At 66.5% G+C, this 21,091-nt stretch carries 21 protein-coding genes, 1 other RNA gene and 1 pseudogene; 14 read left to right on the forward strand and 9 right to left on the reverse strand.

The features are described from left to right. Positions 1–60 precede the first annotated feature (60 nt). Together AB4Y99_RS15055 and AB4Y99_RS15060 are read left to right on the forward strand one after the other, a co-directional pair. Complete coding sequence (locus tag AB4Y99_RS15055) at positions 61–510, forward strand: low affinity iron permease family protein (protein ID WP_113253719.1); 450 nt, start codon at positions 61–63, stop codon at positions 508–510. Between the two features lie 112 nt (positions 511–622). Further along, positions 623–1,486 carry an outer membrane protein gene (locus AB4Y99_RS15060; protein ID WP_038359600.1) on the forward strand — a complete coding sequence of 288 codons (864 nt, stop codon included), beginning with the start codon at positions 623–625 and terminating at the stop codon, positions 1,484–1,486. Positions 1,487–1,672: 186 nt separating this feature from the next. Here the strand turns inward: AB4Y99_RS15060 and gpmI are convergent, their stop codons facing one another. Beyond that, positions 1,673–3,187 carry a 2,3-bisphosphoglycerate-independent phosphoglycerate mutase gene (gpmI, locus tag AB4Y99_RS15065; RefSeq protein ID WP_441523868.1) on the reverse strand — a complete coding sequence of 505 codons (1,515 nt, stop codon included), beginning with the start codon at positions 3,185–3,187 and terminating at the stop codon, positions 1,673–1,675. A 117-nt stretch (positions 3,188–3,304) separates the two neighbouring features. Here gpmI and AB4Y99_RS15070 point away from each other — a divergent pair, with 117 nt between their 5' ends. The 3 genes and pseudogenes from AB4Y99_RS15070 (at position 3,305) to AB4Y99_RS15080 (ending at position 6,359) form a co-directional block, all read left to right on the forward strand. Beyond that, positions 3,305–4,075 (forward strand): haloacid dehalogenase type II, encoded by a 771-nt coding sequence (locus AB4Y99_RS15070; protein ID WP_441523869.1) that lies wholly within the window; start codon positions 3,305–3,307, stop codon positions 4,073–4,075. Then, positions 4,072–4,758 carry a glutathione S-transferase family protein gene (locus tag AB4Y99_RS15075; protein WP_441523870.1) on the forward strand — a complete coding sequence of 229 codons (687 nt, stop codon included), beginning with the start codon at positions 4,072–4,074 and terminating at the stop codon, positions 4,756–4,758. Before AB4Y99_RS15070 ends, AB4Y99_RS15075 begins: the two co-directional genes overlap by 4 nt. Before the next feature lie 225 nt (positions 4,759–4,983). Then, positions 4,984–6,359: pseudogene (locus AB4Y99_RS15080) on the forward strand (formate--tetrahydrofolate ligase). Between the two features lie 127 nt (positions 6,360–6,486). Here the strand turns inward: AB4Y99_RS15080 and AB4Y99_RS15085 are convergent. Beyond that, positions 6,487–7,524 (reverse strand): L-idonate 5-dehydrogenase, encoded by a 1,038-nt coding sequence (locus AB4Y99_RS15085; RefSeq protein WP_441523871.1) that lies wholly within the window; start codon positions 7,522–7,524, stop codon positions 6,487–6,489. Positions 7,525–7,660: 136 nt separating this feature from the next. On the opposite strand from AB4Y99_RS15085, the gene AB4Y99_RS15090 reads away from it, so the two are divergent. After that, on the forward strand, positions 7,661–8,428 hold the full coding sequence (locus AB4Y99_RS15090) for an SDR family NAD(P)-dependent oxidoreductase (protein WP_441523872.1): 768 nt from the start codon (positions 7,661–7,663) through the stop codon (positions 8,426–8,428). Positions 8,429–8,556: 128 nt separating this feature from the next. Here the strand turns inward: AB4Y99_RS15090 and glmM are convergent, their stop codons facing one another. From glmM to ybgF, 4 genes are all read right to left on the reverse strand, one after another. Then, positions 8,557–9,900, reverse strand: a complete 1,344-nt coding sequence (glmM, locus tag AB4Y99_RS15095; protein ID WP_038359611.1) for a phosphoglucosamine mutase — start codon at positions 9,898–9,900, stop codon at positions 8,557–8,559. Positions 9,901–10,242: 342 nt separating this feature from the next. Then, positions 10,243–12,168, reverse strand: coding sequence for an ATP-dependent zinc metalloprotease FtsH (ftsH, locus tag AB4Y99_RS15100; protein ID WP_038360327.1), 1,926 nt, complete (start codon positions 12,166–12,168; stop codon positions 10,243–10,245). A 123-nt stretch (positions 12,169–12,291) separates the two neighbouring features. Further along, positions 12,292–13,347, reverse strand: coding sequence for a tRNA lysidine(34) synthetase TilS (gene tilS, locus AB4Y99_RS15105; protein WP_441523873.1), 1,056 nt, complete (start codon positions 13,345–13,347; stop codon positions 12,292–12,294). After that, complete coding sequence (gene ybgF, locus AB4Y99_RS15110) at positions 13,344–14,258, reverse strand: tol-pal system protein YbgF (protein ID WP_441523874.1); 915 nt, start codon at positions 14,256–14,258, stop codon at positions 13,344–13,346. Before ybgF ends, tilS begins: the two co-directional genes overlap by 4 nt. Positions 14,259–14,417: 159 nt before the next feature. On the opposite strand from ybgF, the gene ssrS reads away from it, so the two are divergent. The 3 genes from ssrS to AB4Y99_RS15125 all read left to right on the forward strand — a co-directional run bounded on the left by ssrS (position 14,418) and on the right by AB4Y99_RS15125 (position 16,044). Then, positions 14,418–14,574, forward strand: a non-coding RNA gene (gene ssrS / locus AB4Y99_RS15115) — 6S RNA. Between the two features lie 15 nt (positions 14,575–14,589). Continuing rightward, positions 14,590–15,168, forward strand: a complete 579-nt coding sequence (locus tag AB4Y99_RS15120; RefSeq protein ID WP_112764498.1) for a 5-formyltetrahydrofolate cyclo-ligase — start codon at positions 14,590–14,592, stop codon at positions 15,166–15,168. Between the two features lie 54 nt (positions 15,169–15,222). Then, positions 15,223–16,044, forward strand: a complete 822-nt coding sequence (locus AB4Y99_RS15125) for a TIGR00282 family metallophosphoesterase (protein ID WP_038359615.1) — start codon at positions 15,223–15,225, stop codon at positions 16,042–16,044. A gap of 67 nt (positions 16,045–16,111) precedes the next feature. Here AB4Y99_RS15125 and AB4Y99_RS15130 read toward each other — a convergent pair whose 3' ends face one another. Further along, entirely contained in the window at positions 16,112–16,327 is a 216-nt protein-coding gene (locus tag AB4Y99_RS15130) for a hypothetical protein (RefSeq protein ID WP_441523875.1), read from the reverse strand. Continuing rightward, positions 16,288–17,205, reverse strand: coding sequence for a protoglobin domain-containing protein (locus AB4Y99_RS15135; RefSeq protein ID WP_441523876.1), 918 nt, complete (start codon positions 17,203–17,205; stop codon positions 16,288–16,290). Before AB4Y99_RS15135 ends, AB4Y99_RS15130 begins: the two co-directional genes overlap by 40 nt. A gap of 227 nt (positions 17,206–17,432) precedes the next feature. Between AB4Y99_RS15135 and AB4Y99_RS15140 the strand changes: the two genes are divergently transcribed. Beyond that, complete coding sequence (locus tag AB4Y99_RS15140) at positions 17,433–18,179, forward strand: YebC/PmpR family DNA-binding transcriptional regulator (protein WP_038359618.1); 747 nt, start codon at positions 17,433–17,435, stop codon at positions 18,177–18,179. Between the two features lie 131 nt (positions 18,180–18,310). Here AB4Y99_RS15140 and AB4Y99_RS15145 read toward each other — a convergent pair whose 3' ends face one another. Then, on the reverse strand, positions 18,311–19,090 hold the full coding sequence (locus AB4Y99_RS15145) for a TSUP family transporter (RefSeq protein ID WP_441523877.1): 780 nt from the start codon (positions 19,088–19,090) through the stop codon (positions 18,311–18,313). 154 nt (positions 19,091–19,244) lie between these two features. Here AB4Y99_RS15145 and ruvC point away from each other — a divergent pair, with 154 nt between their 5' ends. The 4 genes from ruvC to AB4Y99_RS15165 all read left to right on the forward strand — a co-directional run. Beyond that, positions 19,245–19,760, forward strand: a complete 516-nt coding sequence (gene ruvC, locus AB4Y99_RS15150) for a crossover junction endodeoxyribonuclease RuvC (protein WP_112764481.1) — start codon at positions 19,245–19,247, stop codon at positions 19,758–19,760. Positions 19,761–19,783: 23 nt separating this feature from the next. After that, on the forward strand, positions 19,784–20,401 hold the full coding sequence (gene ruvA, locus AB4Y99_RS15155) for a Holliday junction branch migration protein RuvA (protein WP_441523878.1): 618 nt from the start codon (positions 19,784–19,786) through the stop codon (positions 20,399–20,401). Positions 20,402–20,457: 56 nt separating this feature from the next. Further along, on the forward strand, positions 20,458–20,853 hold the full coding sequence (locus tag AB4Y99_RS15160; RefSeq protein ID WP_441523879.1) for a hypothetical protein: 396 nt from the start codon (positions 20,458–20,460) through the stop codon (positions 20,851–20,853). Continuing rightward, positions 20,850–21,091: hypothetical protein (locus tag AB4Y99_RS15165; protein ID WP_441523880.1), on the forward strand; the 242-nt coding region annotated here is incomplete at its 3' end. The genes AB4Y99_RS15160 and AB4Y99_RS15165, both read left to right, overlap by 4 nt.

Here is a 21,091-nt window from a genome sequence, read left to right on the forward strand (position 1 = left end):
ACGGCCGTCCCCGCATCGCGTTGAAGCTGTCACAGCCTCAACACGGCTCGGGGGACCATCATGGCAAAGAGATCCAAGCGCCGCCTGCCGCAGAGCGACCGCTCGTTCTTCACGCGCCTCTCTCAGCGCGTCGCCCACTGGTCCGGCAAGCCGCAGACGTTCTTCGGCGCGGCGATCGTCATCGTGATCTGGGCCCTGTCGGGGCCGTTCTTCGGCTACAACGACACCTGGCAGCTGGTCATCAACACCTCGACGACCATCGTCACCTTCCTGATGGTCTTCATCATCCAGAACAGCCAGAACCGCGACACCGCCGCCATGCAGATCAAGCTCGACGAGCTGATCCTGAAGCTGGAGGGCGCGCGCGAGGAGCTGCTCGATCTCGAAGAGCTCGACGAGGAGAAAATCGAACACTTCCGCTCGGAATTCGAGGCGATGGCGGCAAAGGCACGCCAGACCCTGCAAAAGGTCGCGACCGGGGAAGAAGCGCCCCCTTCAACCAAAAAGTAAGGTTAGCCGTTAGGGTTAAGTCTCGTTTAAGAAATCGCTGGCATGGTCCTGCGCAACGGTAACTGCGCGGGACTGCGTCCTTGTCCTTGCGCACAACGCGAAGGATCCTGCCATGGGCAGCCTGAAATCCATTGCGCTGGGGGGCGCCCTGGCCCTCAGCGCCGCTGCGGCAGCCCATGCCGCCGACTTCCTGCCTCCCCCGCCCCCGATGGAGCCGCCGGTGCTCAAGGGCACGATCTCGAGCGGCATCTATCTGCGCGGCGATGTCGGCGTCGGCGTTCAGAGCGTCAGCAAGTACCATCAGGACGATGTCGCCGAGTTCGGCGGCAGCTTCTTCGGCAAGAGCGACAACTCCACCTTCTTCGCCGGCCTCGGCATCGGCTACCGCTTCAACAACTGGCTGCGCTTCGATGTCACCGGCGAGTATCGCGGCGCCGGCCAGATCGGGGTGAACGACATCGTCTTCAACCCCTTCAACAACGGCAACCAGACCAACACCTACAAGGGCAACCTGACCTCCCTGGTCACGCTGTTCAACGGCTACTTCGACCTCGGCACCTGGAACTGCCTGACACCCTATATCGGCGCCGGCATCGGCTTCACGCAGAACCGCATCGCGGGACTGACCGATCAGGGCGCGTTGTTCGGCAACTTCGTCGGTCCGACGCTGGGCTATGCCAACACCGGCACCAAGACCAATGTCGCCTGGGCGCTCATGGCCGGCGTCGGCTACGAGGTGAACAAGAACCTCACCCTCGAACTGGGCTATCGCTACCTCAATCTCGGCGACGCCCAGTCGGGCCGCCTCATCAACGCCTTCACGGGCCAGATCCAGGGCCCGCTCAAGGCCAAGGACATCGACAGCCACGATTTCCGCATCGGCATGCGCTGGAACTTCGGCGACCCGAATTGCTGCGGCACGCCCGAGCCCGCGCCGGTCGCCTACATGCCGCCGCCGACGGTGCGCAAATACTGAGGCTCACGGCCTTCCGACAAGCGAAACGGCGCGGATCATCTCCGCGCCGTTTCGCTTTTTTCATCTCTTCGAGACACCTGCACGCAGGGTCGTCCTGCGCGACCGCATGGATCCCGGATCGGCGCCGCCCAAAGGCGGCTTGTCCGGGATGACGATTCCGCGCGGGCTGTACTGGAAGGCTCCCCGTCAGCGCAGCAGCGACTGCCCGGTCATCTCGGCCGGCTGGGCGAGCCCCATCAGCGCCAGCAGCGTCGGCGCGATATCGGCGAGCCGGCCCTCCGCCAATGCCCTGCCCTGCCCGCCGATCAGCATCAGYGGCACCGGATTGGTGGTGTGGGCGGTATGCGGCTTACCGGTGACCGGATCGACCATCAATTCGGCATTGCCGTGATCGGCGTTGACGAGCAGCGCCCCGCCCTGCCGCTGCAYGGCGTCCGCAATGGCGCCGAGCCCCGCATCGACCGTCTCGGCCGCCTTGATGGCGGCTGCGAGCACGCCGGTATGGCCGACCATGTCGGTATTGGCGAAGTTCAGGATGACGAGGTCGTAGCGGCCTGAATCGATCGCCTCGACCGCCTTGGCGGTCAGCTCCGGCGCCGACATTTCCGGCTGCAAATCATAGGTCGCGACCTTGGGCGACGGCACCATCACCCGGTCCTCGCCGGGATAAGGCGTCTCTTCGCCGCCATTGAAGAAATAGGTGACGTGCGGATATTTTTCCGTTTCCGCCATACGCACCTGCTTCAGTCCGGCCTTGGCGACCGTCTCGCCCAGACCGTTGGCCAGCGTCTGCGGCAGGAACAGCGCCGGCATCACCTTGTCGAGCTCGGCGCTGTAGGAGGTCATGCTGACCGCCCCAGCGAGCTTCGGCACGCGCGGCCGGACGAAGCCCGAGAAATCCGGCTCCAGCACCGCGTTCAGGATCTCGCGGATGCGGTCGGAGCGGAAGTTGAAGCTGAGCAGCCCGTCGCCGTCCCGCATGCCCGCATAGCCGCCGATCACGGCCGGCATGATGAACTCGTCGGTGACCTTGTCGGCATAGGCATTGGTGATAGCGGCCTGCGCATCGGGGAAGGCGTTCCCCTGCCCCAGCACCATCGCGTTCCAGGCCTTCTCGACGCGCTCCCAGCGGTTGTCGCGATCCATCGCGTAGTAGCGCCCGGATACGCTGGCGATGGTCGCGCCGCTCGGCAGCGCCGCCGCGAAGCTCTTCACATAATCGGCGGCCGATTGCGGCGGGGTATCGCGCCCATCGGTGAAGACATGCAGCTTCACCGGAATGCCCTGCGCCGCGACGATCTTCGCCAGCGCCACGGCATGGTCCTGATGCGCATGGACGCCGCCCGGCGAGACGAGGCCGAGCAGGTGGCAGGCGCCGCCGCTCGCCTTCAGCGCAGCGACGAGCCCGCTCTCCTCCACGGCCTTCGCGATCGAGCCATCGGCGATCGCCTGGTTGACGCGCGGCAGATCCTGCATCACCACGCGCCCGGCACCGAGATTGAGATGGCCGACCTCGGAATTGCCCATCTGCCCGGGAGGGAGACCGACATCGAGCCCCGAGGTCCGCAGGAAGGTATGCGGACTGCTCGCCCAGAAGCGATCGAAATTCGGCGTCTTCGCCAGCTTGATCGCGTTGTTCTCGGCATCCTCGCGCCAGCCCCAGCCATCGAGGATCATCAGCATCACGGGACGAGGCGGCATCGGCTTGACCTTCGGCATTCAGGAAAAGGTGCTGGTGCGGATACCATGTGCTGCGCCGCCGATGCGAGTGCTAAGAAGGCGAACTATCAGAGACCTAGCCCCGGACGGAGGATGTCCATGTCGATCAAGGCCCTGGTTTTCGACGCTTACGGAACGCTGTTCGACGTCCAGTCCGTCGCCGCCGTCACCGAGGCCGCTTTCCCCGGCCACGGCGCGACCATCACCCAGATCTGGCGRYTGAAGCAGCTCGAATACACCTGGCTGCGCGCGCTGATGGGTCGCTACGAGGATTTCTGGACGGTCACGACCGAATCCCTCGACTTCACCTTGAAAACGCTGGGCCTCACCGCGACGCCCGCATTCCTGGCGGAGATCGCCGGCGCCTATGACGGGCTTGCGCTCTATCCCGAGGCGCGTGCCGCGCTGCAAGGGCTCGCCTCCTACCGGCTCGCCATCTTCTCGAACGGCAGCCCAGCCATGCTGAAGCGGCTCGTCGCCCATGCCGGCATCGGCGAGTTCCTGGAGACCGTCATCAGCGTCGACGAGATCGGCGTCTACAAGCCCGATCCGCGCGGCTATGCCCATGTCGAGAAGCGTCTCGGCCTCTCGCGCGACGAGATCCTCTTCGTCTCCTCCAACGGCTTCGACATCGCCGGCGCCAAGGCCCATGGCTTCACGGTCGCACGCATCGAGCGCGTGCCGGCCGCGGCCTTGCGGGTCGAGATCGAGGCAACCGGCACGATCGACCCGAAGCTGATGTTCAAGGCGCTGCGCCTGCAGCCGGAACAGCTTGGCTTCCATGCGGATGTGACGATTGCCGCGCTGACCGATCTCGTCTCCTATGCCGCGATCCGTAACCTGCCCGGACCAAGCGGGAGCCTGCCATGATCAAGCTTTACTACCACCCCTCGCCGAACCCGGCGAAGATCGCGCTCTTCCTCGAGGAAGCCGGCCTGCCCTACGAAATGGTCCCGGTCGACACCCGCAAGGGCGACCAGTTCAAGCCGGACTTCCTCGCCATCAACCCCAACGCCAAGACGCCGGCGCTGACCGATGGCGACGTCACCGTCTTCGATTCCAACGCGATCCTGCTCTATCTCGCCGAGAAGACCGGAAAGTTCCTGCCGCAGGATACGCCGAAGGCGCGTGGCGAGATGCTGTCCTGGCTGATGTTCGTCGCCACCGGCATCGGGCCCTATTGCGGTCAGGCCGTGCATTTCAGCCGCTTCGCCCCCGAGAAGATCCCCTATGCGATCAACCGCTACGCCCGCGAGGCCGAGCGTCACTGGGGCATCATCGACGAGCGGCTGAAGACCCGGCGCTATATGCTCGGCGAGGACTACACGCTGATCGACATCTCGGTCTGGGGCTGGGCGACGCGGCTTTCCTTCGCCGTCGGGGAGGATTGGGCGACGATGTTCCCGAACGTGAAACGCCACACCGACGAGATCTCGGCACGGCCGGCCGCCCAGCGCGCCATGGCGCTGAAGGACCAGTTCGCCTTCAAGACCGAGGTCGATGCGGAAGCCCGCAAATTCCTCTTTCCTCAGAACGCGCGTCTGGCGGGGTGAGCTTGTTCGTCATGGTCGGGCTTGACCCGGCCCTTTCTAAAGCCAGCTAGCCAATCCGGAGATTCTCGGGTCGGCGCACGGCGCCGCCCGAGCATGACGCAGGACACAGCGCCTCCGCTGTGCATCACCCTTTGAAAACGCTGGCAGCGCCCAGCATTTCCGGCCAGTGTCTCGACGCCCCGCCCCCGTGAGGCGCGCGGGCCAGCACAGTCTCCGAGAGGACGGATGCCCACCGATATCGAGATCGCGCGCGCCGCGACGCTTCAACCTGTTGGCGCCATTGCCGAGCAAGCCGGCATCCCCTCGGAAGCGCTCCACCCCTACGGCAAGTTCATCGCCAAGATCGACACCGGTGCGATTCCCGGCTTCCATGACAAGCCGGACGGCAAGCTGATCCTCGTCACCGCGATCAGCCCGACGCCGTGCTCGACATGAACGACCGCGCCTTGCGTTCGATCGTCTCCTCGCTCGGCGGCAATGGCAACGGCTTCCCGCGCGAGGACGGCTTCGACATCACCGTCGCCTCGGAGGTGATGGCGATCTTCTGCCTGGCCCGTGATTCCGCCGATCTGGAGGAGCGCCTCGGCCGCATCGTCGTCGGCCGCACCCGCGACAAGCGCCTGATCACCGCCGCCGATCTCAAGGCGACCGGCGCAATGAGCGTGCTGCTCAAGGATGCGCTGATGCCGAACCTGGTACAGACGCTGGAGGGCACCCCGGCCTTCGTCCATGGCGGCCCCTTCGCCAACATCGCCCATGGCTGCAATTCAGTGATCGCGACCCGCGCGGCGTTGAAGCTGGGCGATTACGTCGTCACCGAGGCCGGCTTCGGCGCCGATCTCGGCGCGGAAAAATTCTTCGACATCAAATGCCGCGAGGCCGGGCTGAAACCGGCCGTCGCCGTCGTCGTCGCCACCGTCCGCGCCCTCAAGATGCATGGCGGCGTGGCGAAGGACGCGCTCGGGCAGGAGAACCTGAAGGCGCTCGAAGCCGGGCTCGCCAATCTCACCCGCCATGTCGGCAACATCCGCAAGTTCGGCGTGCCGCCGATCGTCGCGATCAACCACTTCGCGACCGATACCGCCGCCGAGCACGAACTCATCCGCAATTACTGCCGCAACCATCTCGGCGTCGAGGCGGTGATCTGCCGCCACTGGGCGCAAGGCGGCGCCGGCGCGGAGGAACTCGCCCACAAGGTCGCCGCGCTCGCGGATGAAGGCGAGGCCGATTTCGCCCCGCTCTACCCGGACGCCATGCCGCTGCGCGAAAAGCTGGAGACGGTGGCGCGCGAGATCTACGGCGCGGCCGGCATCAGCCTCGACGCCAAGCTCGCGGCGCGCTTCGCCGATCTCGAGGCCGCCGGCTTCGGCGAGCTGCCGATCTGCGTCGCCAAGACCCAGTATTCCTTCTCGGCCGACCCGACGCTCCGCGGCGCGCCCTCCGGCCACATCGTCCCCTTGCGGGAACTCAGGCTCTCGGCCGGCGCCGGCTTCGTCGTCGCGATCTGCGGGGACATCATGACCATGCCCGGCCTGCCGCGCGAACCCGCCGCCGAACGCATCCACATCGACGCGCAGGGGCATATCGAGGGGTTGTTCTAGGAGCGCTTCCAGCCGTCATGCTCGGGCTTGGCCCGAGCATCTCTCGCCGAAGAAGGCTCCGGCATTATCTCGTCCGGAGATTCTCGGGTCCGCTGAGGCGGCCCGAGAATGACGAGCCAGCTGCAACTCAAGCGAAGTCGAGCTGCACCTTGATCGCCTTCGCCTTGTCGGCGGCGAGGTCGAAGGCCTCGACGGCGCGGTCGACAGGGATCGTCGCGGTCAGCAGCGGCGAGAGATCGATATTGCCCGAACCGATCATCGCCACCGCCCAGTCGAACTCCTCATGGAAGCGGAAGGAGCCGCGCAGGTCGAACTCCTTGGCGACGACGACGTTCATCGGCAGGGTGAACTGACCGCCGACGCCGATCTGCACGATGATGCCGCCCGAGCGCACCACGTCGAAGGCGCCGGTCAGCGCATGCTGGTTGCCCGACGCCTCGAACATCACGTCGAAAGCGCCCTTCTCCGCCCCGTATTCCTCCTTCAGCCGGTCCGGTTCCGCCATGACGTTGATTGCCGCCGTCGCGCCCATCTTGCGCGCCACCGGCAGCGGGCCATCGACCACGTCGGTGGCGACGATCTCAGCCGCGCCCGCCGCTTTTGCCGCGACGATGGTGAGCGCGCCGATCGGCCCCGCCCCCGTTACCAGCACGCGCTTGCCGAGCAGCGGCCCGGCGCGCTTGGCGGCGTGGAGGCAGACCGAAAGCGGCTCGGCGAAAGCGGCCTGCGCCGCGGTGACGCCCGGCGCCACCTTCACCGCCTGCCGCTCCTCGACCACGAGCACGTCGCGAAAGCCGCCCTGCACATGCGGGAAGCGCATCGCCGAGCCATAGAACAGCATGTCGGTGCAGTGCTGCTGCAACCCCATCTGGCAATAGCGGCAATGGCCGCAGGCGCGGCTCGGATTGACCGCGACCCGGTCGCCCGGCTTCACCCGCGAGACCTCGCCGCCGACGGCCTCGACCCGGCCGGCGATCTCGTGGCCAAGGATCAGAGGCTCGCGCACCCGGATCGTGCCGAAGCCGCCATGCAGATAGTAATGCAGGTCCGAGCCGCAGATGCCGCCGGCTTCCATCCGCACGCRCACGTCGCGCGGCCCCAGCTCCGGCGCGGTCGTCTGCTCGACGCGCAGATCCTTCTCGGCATGGATGACGACGGCACGCATGGCGGCTTCTCCTCAAATGGCGCGAGMCAAGCTTAGCCGCGCCGTTGTCTAATCGTTTGAAAACTGCTTACCCAACGACGCGCCACCGGCGCAAACGAAACCGACGCCGGGCTCCGGCAATTTGCGAGGATACGCCATGTCGCTGTCGCTGTTCAGCCTGGAAGGCAAGATCGCGCTGGTCACCGGCTCTGGCCAGGGCATCGGGCTCGCCCTGGCGGAGGGCCTCTCGGAAGCCGGCGCCCATGTCGTGCTGAACGGACGCGACAAGACGAAGCTCGAGCGGGCGCAGCAAACGCTGACCGCGGCCGGCCGCAAGGCTTCCATCGCGCCCTTCGATGTCACCGACCAGAAGGCCGTCGAGGCCGGAATCGCCATGATCGAGGCCGAGATCGGCCCGATCGATATCCTCATCAACAATGCCGGCATGCAGAAGCGGGCGCCGATCACCGAATTCCCGGTCGAGGGCTGGCATGAGGTGATGAACACCAATCTGCATTCGGTGTTCTACGTCACGCAAGCCGTGGCGAAGCGGATGCTGCCCCGTAAACGCGGCAAGATCATCAGCATCGGTTCGGTGATGAGCGAGCTCGGCCGGGCTACCATCATCCCGTACACAGCCTCCAAGGGCGCGGTGAAGATGATGACGCGGGGGCTCGCCGCCGAGCTCGGCAAGCACAACATCCAGGCCAACGCCATCGGCCCCGGCTATTTCAYAACCGAGATCAACCAGGCGCTGCTCGCAGACGAAGCCTTCACCAGCTGGGTCTGCAGCCGCACGCCGGCCGGGCGCTGGGGCGAGACGAAGGAGCTGGTCGGCGCCGCGATCTTCCTGTCCTCGGCGGCTTCCGACTACGTCAACGGCCATCTGCTGATGGTCGATGGCGGGCTGACCGCGGTGGTGTGAGGCCGACATTGCCTCCGCCGTCATTCTCGGGCGAAGCGCAGACCCGAGAATCTCGTGCCGGAATAGCCGTCGGAGCCTCCTTCGGCAGGAGATGCTCGGATCAAGCCCGAGCATGACGCGCGCTCTTCTCAGGCCGCGGCCTTCGTCACCGCATCGACGACATCGTCGACCGCGCGCTCGACCAGATCGCGGTCGTCGCCCTCGGCCATGACACGGATCACCGGCTCGGTGCCGGAGGGCCGGATCACCAGGCGCCCGCTTTCGCCAAGCAACTGCTTCGCCGCCTCGATGGCGCTCATCACCGCCTGCTGCTCCAGCGGCTTGCCGGTCTTGTAGCGCACGTTCTTGAGGATCTGCGGCAGCGGCTCGAAGCAGTGGCAGACCTCCGAGACCGGCTTGTCCATCCGCTTCACCACCGCGAGCAGTTGCAGCGCTGCGACCAGCCCGTCCCCGGTCGTGCCGAAATCCGAGAGGATGATATGGCCGGACTGCTCGCCGCCGAGGTTGAAACCGTGATTGCGCATATGCTCCAGCACATAGCGGTCGCCGACCGCGGTGCGCGCCAGCGACAGGCCTAAGCCCGCCAGATAGCGCTCCAGGCCGAGATTGGACATCACCGTCGCGACGATGCCCGGCGCCGAGAGCCGGCCATCCTCCAGCCAGGAGCGCGCGATCACCGCCATGAGCTGGTCGCCGTCGACGACCTGGCCATGCTCGTCCACCACCAGCACGCGGTCGGCGTCGCCGTCGAGCGCGATGCCGACATCGGCGCGCATCTCCTTGACCTTGCTGACCAGGGTGGACGGATGGGTCGAGCCGATCTCCCGGTTGATATTGAAGCCGTCGGGTTCGACACCGATGGTGATGACCTCCGCACCCAACTCCCAGAGCGCCTGCGGCGCCACCTTGTAGGCSGCGCCATTGGCGCAATCGAGCACGATGCGCAGGCCTTCCAGGCTCAGATTGCGCGGCAGCGTCCGCTTGGCGAATTCGACATAGCGCGCATCGGCGCTGTCGATGCGCTTGGCCCGGCCGAGCATCGGCGAAGTCGCCAGGCGCGGGCCGAGATCGGCGTCGATCAGCGCCTCGATCTCGCGTTCGACATCGTCGTTGAGCTTGTAGCCGTCGGGCCCGAACAGCTTGATGCCGTTATCCTCATAGGCGTTGTGCGAGGCCGAGATCATCACGCCGAGATCGGCACGCATCGAGCGCGTCAGCATGGCGACGGCCGGCGTCGGCATCGGGCCGAGCAGCATGACGTCCATGCCCACCGCGGTGAAGCCGGCCACCATGGCATATTCGATCATATAGCCCGACAGACGGGTATCCTTGCCGATCACCACCCGGTGGCGGTGCTCGCCGCGGCGGAAGGCGAGGCCGGTGGCCTGCCCGACCCTCAGGGCGAGGTCGGGCGTGATGACGCCGTTCGCCCGCCCACGAATGCCGTCCGTTCCGAAATATTTGCGCGTCATTGCCAATCGCTTCCGAGAGGGCGCCAGCACCCTGAATTTGCGTTCTTCTATAGCCAAAAAACCTTTCCGCCTTCTCACAAAATATGACGGAGCGTGACAGGGACGCGGCCCCGCATAGCCCCGCTCTCATCATTCAGGCCCTGTCCTCCCGGGGGCAGCGAAGCGGAGACCCGGGATCCGTGCCGGCATGTTTCCGAAATGCGCTCTGGCATGGATCCCGGATCGGCGCCGCCATGGGCGGCTTGTCCGGGATGACGGCGCGGAAGCGGAATGGAGGCGATCTCCCACCACACATGAAAAAGGCGGCCCGAAGGCCGCCTTTTTCATTTCAGTYGAACCGCCTCACGCCTGCGGTTGCGGCTCCAGCCCGGCATCGGGTTCGCCGCGCTTGCGGCCCTTGCCGGCGCTCGGCACGGCCGAACCGCGCGGGGCGTGCGGCGTGTCGTCAGCGTCGCGCACCGGGCGCTTACCGGCGATCAGGTCGCGAATTTCCTCGCCCGTCAGCGTCTCGAATTCGAGCAGCGCCTCGGCCACCGAGACGAACTCGTCATGGTGCTCGGTGAGGATGGCCTTGGCGTCCTGGTAGCCGTTGTCGACGAGGCGCTTGACCTCGGCGTCGATCTTCTGGGCGGTCGCCTCGGAGACCGCCTGGCTGCGGCCCATCGACATGCCGAGGAAGACCTCTTCCTGATTGTCGCCATAGGCGACCATGCCGAGCTCGTCCGAATAGCCCATCTGCGTGACCATGGCCTTGGCCATCTTGGTCGCCTGCTGGATGTCGCCGGTGGCGCCCGAGGTGACGTTCTCGCGGCCGAAGGTCATCTCCTCCGCCACGCGCCCGCCCATGGCGACCGCGAGCTGCGAGGTGAACTCCTTGAACTTCATCGAGTAGCGATCACCCTCCGGCAGGAACTTGACCATGCCGAGCGCACGTCCGCGCGGGATGATCGTCGCCTTGTGCACGGGGATGCCAGCCGGGACGTAGAGGCCGACGATGGCATGGCCGGCCTCGTGATAGGCGGTCAGCTTCTTCTCCTCCTCGGACATGGCCATGGATTTGCGCTCGGCGCCCATCATGACCTTGTCCTTGGCATCCTCGAACTCGGCATGGGTGACCATGCGCTTGCCGCGACGGGCCGCCAGCAGCGCCGCCTCGTTGACGAGGTTCATCAGATCCGCGCCGGAGAAGCCGGGGGTGCCGCGGGCGAGGATCTTGAGGTCGACATCCGGCGCCATCGGCACCTTGCGGACATGGACGCGCAGGATTTTCTCGCGGCCGGCGACATCGGGGTTCGGCACGACGATCTGGCGGTCGAAACGGCCCGGACGCAGCAGGGCGGGATCAAGCACGTCGGGACGGTTGGTCGCGGCGATGATGATGACGCCTTCGTTCGGCTCGAAGCCGTCCATCTCGACAAGGAGCTGGTTCAGCGTCTGCTCGCGCTCGTCATTGCCGCCGCCGAGGCCGGCACCGCGATGGCGGCCGACCGCGTCGATTTCGTCGATGAAGATGATGCAGGGGGCGTTYTTCTTGGCCTGCTCGAACATGTCGCGCACGCGGCTCGCGCCGACGCCGACGAACATCTCGACGAAGTCGGAGCCCGAGATCGTGAAGAACGGCACATTGGCCTCGCCCGCGACGGCACGCGCCGTGAGCGTCTTACCCGTACCGGGAGGGCCGACGAGCAGCACGCCGCGCGGAATGCGCCCGCCCAGCCGCTGGAATTTCTGCGGATCGCGCAGGAACTCGACGATCTCCTGCAGGTCTTCCTTGGCCTCGTCGATACCCGCAACGTCCTCGAAGGTGACGCGGCCATGGGCCTCGGTCAGGAGCTTGGCCTTCGACTTGCCGAAGCCCATCGCCCGGCCGGCGCCGTTCTGCATCTGGCGGGACATGAAGATCCACAGGCCGATGAAGATGACGAAGGGCAGCGAGTTCACCAGCAGCGCCATGAACCAGGGCGTGCCCTCGGAAGGAGCGCGGGCCGAAACCGTCACGCCCTTCTGGGCCAGTGTCTTCAGCAGGTTCGGGTCGCCATAGGGCGCATAGGTCACGAAGTTGCGACCATCCGAGAAGGTGCCGGAGATTTCCTGGCCCGCGACCACGACGCTCGAGATGCGCCCGGAATCGGACTCGTTGATCAGTTGGCTGTAGGGAATCTCGTTGGTGTTCGAGCGTTGGCTCGGACTCTGGAACAGCGTCACCAACGCCAGGACCAGCAGGAAGATCACCACCCAGAGGGCGAAATTGCGAAAATTCGGATTCATCACCAGTCCGATCGGGCCTGCCGGGACCAACCGGATAAGGCCTGGTTTCACTTAACAGGCAATCTAGGTGCGACATGCGTCCTTGCCAAGGGAAACGCACGCAAAACGCACGACGCCACGTTACTATGATGTCGCAGGGTGAACACCGCGTCTGCGCGGCCCCTCCCGCCGCAAGCTCAGCACGCCGTTCCGGTCGAGCGACAGGATGCATCCGGAGAACGTCCGCTTTGTGGCGGACCCCGCACGCGATGCGGCGAGCAGCGCCGCTGCGCAGGCCTCCAGCCGCTCCAGCCGCCCATAGCTCTCGACGCCTTGCGTCATTTCCGCCAGCGCAAGCGCCAGCACGCGCAGGACGATCTCCTCCGGCTCTTCGGCAAGCTGCCGGAAGCCGAGCCGCCGCTCCTCCCCCACGGTGACCGGGAGCCGCCGCTGCGCCAGCACATCCGCCGCCCGACGTGCCAGGGCATCCTCCTGCCGGGCCATGCGCTCCGCAAGCAATCCGAGCCGCGCCGCATCGAGGCCGTGTTCCGCGAGCGACGGCGCCAATTCGCGCCAGCGCACCCGCTCGAAACGCGAATCGGCATTGCTGGGATCGCGGACGAAGGGCAGGCCCCGTGCCTCGGCGGTAGCGATCAACCGCGATTTCGCGAGGCCCAGCAGCGGCCGGACGATCGCGACCGCGCCTCGCAAGCTGCGCGGGCGCATGCCGACGAGCCCCGCCGGCCCCGAACCATGGGCGATCCGCATCAGCAGCGTCTCGGCCTGGTCGTCGAGCGTATGCGCCGTGACGATGGCCGCGTTGCCGCGCCGCAACGCTTCCTCCGCGAGGAGGTCGTAGCGAGCCTGCCGCGCGGCGGCCTGCAGGCCGTTAGCGGGCTTCGGCCCGGCCCAGCGCAGGATTCTGTGTGCGACGCCCAGCCGCCCGCAAAGCCTCGCGACCGCCTCGGCCTCGCCGGCGGCCTCCGGCCGCAAACCGTGATCGACCGTCGCGGCCTGGAGGGAGGGACGCCCCGGCAGCTTCGCCCAATCCGCCAGCAGCGCCAGCACAGCAACGGAATCGGGCCCGCCCGAGACGGCGACGAGCAGCCCCGGCTCATCTGCCAGAGGCTCGAACAAGGCACTGGCCTCGGCAGCCGAGACCGGCGTCGCCGAAGGATCGAGAGGGAGAACCGCGCTCAAGCGCAGCCGGAACGGCGGCGCTCGCGCTCGACCGCCTGCCGCACGGCACTGGAAGCCTGCGGATAATCCACGCCGACCTTGGCATAGGTGGCGCAGGCCTGCTCCTTGGCGCCGAGCCCGTTCAGCGCCATGCCGAGCCTGAGCAGGCTGTCGGGCGCCTTGCCAGCGCGCGGCGATTCCTTGGAAATCTTCAGGAACTGCTCCGCCGCCTCGCGATAACGCTGGCGCTGCATGTAGCTCTCGCCGAGCCAGAAGGTCGCGTCGGTGGCGAGCCGGTCACGCGGATAGCTCTGCAGGAACTGGCGAAAGCCCATTTCGGCCTGCTCGTATTCCCGGCGCTGGAACGCCGCATAGGCGCCGTCATAGGCTTCCTTGGCCGTGGCCGGACCGCTCGCGGCGGCGACGCTCTGGCCGCGCGGGACGCCCGGAGCCGCCCCGCCCTGCTGGACCGGGCGCCCGACGCCTTGCAGATCGAGCGGCTGGCCCGTCGCCGGGCCTCCGGAATACTCGTCCTCGATAATGCCGGCGATGCCGCCGCCAAGCTGTTGGGGCCCCCCGGCCGCGCCCTGCTGGGTCGTCGGGTCGAAGGCATCGCCGCGGCGCTGGCGCTGCGGCGTCCCGCCGGCGGGAGGCGTGGAGGAGGGACGCGCGCCGCCCTTTTCGTTCAGGCGGAAATCGACATCCTGCTGGAAACGGCTGAGCTGATCGCTCAGGCGCTTGTTCTCGAACTGGAGCTGCTCGATCTGTCCGGCCATCTGGCGGAGCTGGTTTTCGAGCCGGGTGGTGCGCACCAGCAGGTCGGCGGCATCCTGCGCCGAAGCCGGCAGGGCCGCTCCGAAAAGCCCCGCAGCGAGCGCGAGCGCCGGCAATGCCGGACGGGCGAGGAGGCGGGCAAGGGAAAAGCCAGGCATCTGAAAAACCGGTTCCTTAACTGAAACTGTCGCGCATCTCTTATATCACCCACGCACCACGGCCAAAATATGAACAACTTCATGAGCCGCCTGCGAAATTCGGCTGGCGCCGGCAAAACGCCTCTGGCGCTTTGCCGGCGCGTTGCCTACATTGGTTGGGCGGGGCTGCCTGGTGCGTGCGAGACAGCATTCCCCGGGCCCATACGACTCCCTAGGGAGCTGTCCCTGACCGGGTCCCTGGATCCGGACACACGGCGCCCACCTACTTCTGTAGGTGTCCCGGGATTCAAAACTCCACGGCCGAGGTGGCTCCGCAGCCTTTATGACCAGCATGGCGTCCGAGACCCTTCCCCAGCCTTCCGCCGTCAAGGCAGCACTACGCGCGTCGGCGCTCGCCCGGCGTGATGCGCTCGAGATCGACGACCGGCTCGAATGGGACCCCGACATCGCGGAACGGACGCTGGCTTTGCCGCTCTGGAATGCGGACGGCCCGGTTTCTGCCTATTGGCCGATGCGCTCGGAGGCCGATCCACGCCCGGTCCTGGAAGAGCTGCACCGGCGCGGCCTGCCGCTCTGCCTGCCCGCGATCGTCGCCGGGCGCATGATCTTCCGCCGATGGGCGCCCTATGAGCCGATCGTTCCGGGCGGTTTCGGCACGCTCGTTCCGTCCCCGCAGCAGCCCGAGATCGCGCCGCGCATCCTGATCGTGCCGCTGGCCGCTTTCGACCGGCGCGGCTACCGCATCGGCTACGGCCGGGGCTATTACGATCGCGCGCTGGCCGAGCTCGGCCCGACCGTCAGCATCGGCATCGCCTATGCGGCGCAGGAGATCGAAGCCGTGCCCGACCAGCCGCATGACCGGCGCCTCGACTGGATCGTGACCGAGCGCGAAACCATCCGCTGCGGTTGATTCTGCCGGGCTTTCGGGCCACGGAGGAAGCATAACAGCCTGCGGACCGGTTTCATGCGTCTTCTCTTCCTCGGTGACATCGTCGGCCGCCCGGGCCGGATTGCGGTGCAGGAGCGCCTGCCTGCCCTGCGCGAAGCCTGGAAGCTCGACTGCGTCGTCATCAACGGCGAGAATTCCGCCGGCGGCTTCGGCATCACCGAGGCGATCTGCGACGAGATCCTCGCCGCCGGCGCCGATGTGATCACGCTGGGCAACCATTCCTGGGACCAGCGCGAGGCCCTCGTCTTCATCAACAGGCAGGACAGGCTGATCCGCCCGGCCAATTATCCGCCCGGCACGCCCGGCCGTGGCGCCACGGTCGTCGAAGCCCGCAACGGCGCCCGGGTGCTCGTCGTCAACGTCATGGGCCGGCTCTTCATGGACCCGCTGGACGACCCCTTCGCCGCCGTCGAGCGCGAGCTTGCCGCTTGCCCGCTCGGCGAGGTCGCGGATGCCGTCATCGTCGATGTTCATGCCGAGGCGACGAGCGAGAAACAGGCCATGGCCTATTTCCTCGATGGCCGCGCCAGCCTCGTGGTGGGTACCCATACCCACGCTCCGACCTCGGACACGCGCATCCTGCCGGCCGGAACCGCCTATCAATCCGATGCCGGCATGTGCGGCGACTATGATTCCGTGCTCGGCATGCAGAAGGACGAGCCGGTGCGCCGCTTCCTGCAGAAGGTGCCGGGCGCGCGACTGGAGCCGGCCACCGGCGAAGGCACGCTCTCGGGCATCGCCGTCGAGATCGACGACGCGACCGGGCTGGCCAAAGCCACTTGGGCGGTCCGCATCGGCCCGCATCTGAGCGAGGCCCTGCCCGGCTGGGCCGCCTGAGCCGAGGCCCGCTCGGTTAGATCGCCGCGCGTCCCAGCGGACCCATGAGCGGCGATCTATCTGCTTGTCATTGCAACCTATGATTCCGGAAAGCCGGCTCCGCTTTCCGGTCGGAAGCGACGGCGCGGGACTGCCGGATCAAGGTCTCGAAGGCCTCGCTCATGCCGGCCGCGTGCCGGGAGAGCGCGCCGGCGACACCCAGCACCTCGGAGACGGCATTGCCCGCCTCCTGCGCCCGCGTGCTCAGCTTGCCGATCGCATCGGCATTCGCCTCCGTGCCCACCGCGGCCTGATGCGCGCTGCGGGCGATCTCCTGCGTCGCAGCCCGCTGCTCGTCGATGCTGGCGGCGACGACCGAGGCGATCCCGCTGACCTGGCTGACGAAGGCGACGATGCGTTCGAGCGCCGCGACCGCCTCGCGAGTCGCCGCCTGCATCGCCGGCACCTGCGCGGCGCCGCGACATTGCTGACATTGCTCGACGCGTCATCCGCGGTCCGCACGGCCTTGAAAGCCTGCGCGCTGGTCTCGCCGACGACGGCCTCCATGGTGGCGGCCAGGCTCTCGACCTTCACCGCGCCCGAGCCCACGGCGCTCACGACGTCGCGGACCGTGCCCTCGAAGGCTTCGATCTGCCGGCGCGTCGCGTCACGACGGTCCTGCTCGACCAGCGCATAGGTCTCGAGGAGGAGCTCGAGGTCGAACTGGGCGGCCTTGGACAGGGCCGCACGCGTGGCGATCCCGGTATCGAGACGCGTACGGCGCCAGCGCCCGCTCAGGCTCGTCAATCTGCGCTGATCGAGCCCGAGTTCGGCGATCAGGGCGTTGACCACGATGCCGTGGCAGATGACGACCGCATAGATCGGGACGCCATGCTCGTGGAAAGCCGTCGCCAGGCTGCGGGCCGACTCCGTGAACCCTTCGCCGAAATCGCCCGAGGCCAACCGGATCCAGTGTGCCAGCCGTCGCTCGTGAACCTGCGGCTGGCTCAGCGCCTTGGCGATCTCCGGCCAGGGCGCGAACTGTTCGTGCAGTTGCGGCAGCAGCGAGGGCAGGCGCTCGCGCGCGAAACCCGCCAGCGCCGCCAGCAGCGCCAGATCGCGCTCCGAGATCTGGAAGGCGCGAAAACGGTGCTCCTGCCCGGCGATCGTTTTGGTGGTCAAGATGTCACTCGGGATGGCGGGAGCGGTAGCGGGGCGCGGGTCGATGCTGCCCCGAATGCTGCGCTTGCACGGTAAAGATTCATCTAATGGGAGGCCCGGACAGGGCTGCATCCCGCTTGCCTGCGGGCARATCCGCCGCCTATAAGGCCGCTTTGCTGGATCGCTGGGCTGGAACGCCGCCCGGACCAGGCGCGTTACGGATCAATCGCAGAAGGCAACGGAAGCCCATGGCCGGCCATTCACAGTTCAAGAACATCATGCACCGCAAGGGCAAGCAGGACGCGGTGCGTTCCAAGCTGTTCTCGAAACTGGCCCGCGAAATCACCGTCGCCGCCAAGATGGGCATGCCGGATCCCAATATGAACCCGCGCCTGCGCATGGCCGTGCTCGCCGCCCGGGCCGAGAACATGCCCAAGGACAACATCCAGCGCGCCATCAACAAGGCGGCCGGCGGCGAGGGCGATAACTATGACGAGGTCCGCTATGAGGGCTACGGCCCGGGCGGCGCCGCCGTCATCGTCGAAGCGCTGACCGACAACCGCAACCGCACGGCTTCCGCCGTGCGCTCCTACTTCACCAAGTCGGGCGGCGCGCTCGGCGAAAGCAACTCCGTCTCCTTCATGTTCAACCGCGTCGGCGAGATCAGCTATCCGCCGGAGGCCGGCGACGCCGACACAGTGATGGAAGCGGCGATCGAGGCCGGCGCCGACGACGTGATCTCGGACGAGAACGGCCACACCATTCTCTGCGCCTTCGACGCCCTGAACGAGGTCTCGAAGGCCCTCGAAGCCGCGCTCGGCGCGCCGGCTTCGGCGAAGCCCGTCTGGCGGCCGACGACTTCGGCCCCGCTCGACGAGGAGAAGGCCGCCTCGATGATGCGATTGATGGAAGCGCTCGACAATGACGACGACGTCCAGAACGTCTTCGCCAATTTCGAGATCGCCGACGACATCATGGCCAAGCTCAGCGCCTGAGGGGAGCCGGCTCGCTTCACGGCGTCATTCTCGGGCGAAGCGAAGCGCAGACCCGAGAATCCCGGGCCGAAGGAGGCTCTAGAGCCTCCCTTTCGATGAGATGCTCGGGGCGAGCCCGAGCATGACGCCCTTCAGCGCCCGATCATCGCATCCCAGAGCGGCAGGCTGACCAGGGCGCTGAGGAAGATCACCAGATAGGCGCCGCGCCGGAAGCTCGCCTCCGAGGCGAGGCGGAAGCCATGCACGCCGCCCCAGAAGCCGATCGCGTAGACGGCGAAAAGCGGCACCGCCGTCAGCAGCGCCTGCAGGGTGAGGATGCCCTTCCACCACAGCACCGCGCCGCTGATGAAGGTCGAGATCCCGAAAAAGGTCTGCAGGTTGGCGCGCGTCTTGTGGCGGTCATTGCGCTGCGCGCCGAGCCAGAACACGGCGAGCGGCATCCCGCCGATCGAGGCCATGCCGTTGCACAAGCCGGAGAGCGCGCCGACGCCGAGCGAGAGCGAGACGCTCGGCCGCCCGTGATAGCGCCAGCCGGAGGCCATCAGCCCGACGGCCGCCAGCACCAGCAGCGCCAGCACCCAGCGCATCGTTTCGCGATCGAGCCAGGTGAGCAGCCAGACGCCGGCCGGCAAGGCGAGCGTCGCGGTCACGAGCAGCGGCACGATCTCCCGCCATTCGGCCTGTTTCGCGCTCCGGGCAGCGACCGGCAGGGCCACGGGCAGGTCGATGAACCAGATCAGCCCCAGCGCCGCGACCGGCCCCAGCACCACCGAGGCGAGCGGCATGAACACCATCGCGAAGCCGAATCCGGTGAAGCCGCGCACCAGCCCCCCCAGCAACGTAGCGGCGAGGAGAACGGCGACGCCGTCGCCGGCGAGAGCCGGAAAGAACAGGTTTTGCAGGCCGGACATCACGGGAGAAATGCGAGGAGGGAAACGAACTGCACCATGTCCTTGCCCGGCCGGAAAAGGAAATCGTCCTTTCTGATGCGTCCGATGAGGAGAATTCATCCATGCCGGCGCATCACATGGGACAAATCCGAAACACCCGCTAGTTTGAGGCACCATGGCACCCCCGATTCGCATCCTCGGCATCGATCCCGGCCTCCGGAAGACCGGCTGGGGGATCGTCATATCGGAGGGCAGCAAGCTCTCCTTCGTCGCCTGCGGCTGTATCGAGAGCGATGGCGCGCTGCCGCTCGGCGACCGGCTGCGGCAGCTTCACGAAGGCATCGGCAAGGTGATCGCCGCCCACAAGCCGCATGAGGCGGCGGTGGAGGAGACTTTCGTCAACCGCGACCCGCAATCGGCGCTGAAGCTCGGACAGGCCCGCGGCATCGCGCTGGTGGTGCCATCGCTGGCGGGGCTGAGCGTGGCAGAATATGCGGCGAACCTCGTCAAGAAGACCGTGGTCGGCGTCGGCCATGCCGACAAGAAGCAAGTCCAGGCGATGATCCGCGTGCTGCTGCCCAAGGCCGAGACCAGCTCCGCCGACGCGGCGGATGCGCTGGCCGTCGCGATCTGCCATGCCCAGCATCGCGGCATGAGGGCCCTGGTCGCGCAGATGCGCGCGGCGGGCTGAATGACGGCCGGGGAATCCACACGATGATCGGCAAGCTCAAGGGCCTGATCGACTCCTATGGCGAGGATCACGTCATCATCGACGTGCAGGGCGTCGGCTATGTCGTGCAATGCTCCTCGCGCACGCTCCAGCGGCTGCCCAAGCCCGGCGAGGCGGCCGTGCTCTCGATCGAGACCCATGTCCGCGAGGATGCGATCCGCCTCTACGGCTTCATGTCCGATGTCGAGCGCGACTGGTTCCGGCTGATGYAGGTGGTGCAAGGCGTCGGTGCCAAGGTCGCGCTCGCCATCCTCTCGACGCTCGACCCCGGCGGCCTCGCCACCGCCATCGCCACCAATGACAAGGCGGCCATCGCCCGCGCGCCGGGCGTCGGCCCCAAGCTGGCGCAGCGCCTCTGCGCCGAGCTGAAGGACAAGGCGCCGGCCTTCGGCCATGTCGATCCGAGTCTCGCCCAGCTCTCCGGCGCGCTCGAGGACAGGAAGCTGCCCCAGCCCGTGGCCGATGCCGTCTCGGCGCTGGCCAATCTCGGCTACCCGCAGGCCCAGGCCATCGCCGCGATCGCCGCGGCGGCGAAGGAGGCCGGGGACGGCGCCGGCACCGCCCAGCTCATCAAGCTCGGCTTGAAGGAGTTGGCGAAGTGACAGGGCGCCTGCCGACGTGGCGCGCGATGTTGACGTTGAGATCGTTGAGAATATTCGTGATCTCTTTCCTGATCCCTCCCCCGTTCATTACGATCCTGGGGGCAGTGACCGGAATTCTGGTTGCGCATAAATTCCCCGATAGCGTCGTCCCGTTTATTCTTGCAGGCCTTCCGTTCGCTATTGTTGCCTCATTTATTACATATTCGATACCGGTAGCGCTGGTATCTATTTTCATTGTATTTTGCCCCTTTTTTTACAAAAATATAAATTACGCAGATGACGCCTCTCTGGTAGTTTCTGGATTATCTTTTGGTATATTTTACGGAATTATATCTGAATTCAAAATTACGATCATAGTATCCGGAGCTATCGCAGGAATAATTTCTACTTTGGTGTCGCTGATCGCAACCAAAAACCTAAGAGCACGCGACTACTTGTCCGGACACACATGACGATGGACACAGACCATTTGATTCTGCGCCAGGTAGAGGACAAGGGCGAACTGCTCAAGATCATGATGGTGGCCTGGGGCTCGCACCGCATGATGATCGACCTCCACGTCTATGACGTGGCCGAGATCGACGCCCTCGGCCTCTACGAGCCGAACGGGCGTACCGCCGCACTGGCGAGCTGGACGATCCGGGGCGAGACSGCCTATCTCTGCGCCCTGCATTCGCTGAGACCCGGCGA

It is taken from the genome of Allobosea sp. TAB14 (assembly GCF_052113865.1).
Taxonomy (GTDB): domain Bacteria; phylum Pseudomonadota; class Alphaproteobacteria; order Rhizobiales; family Beijerinckiaceae; genus Allobosea; species Allobosea spartocytisi.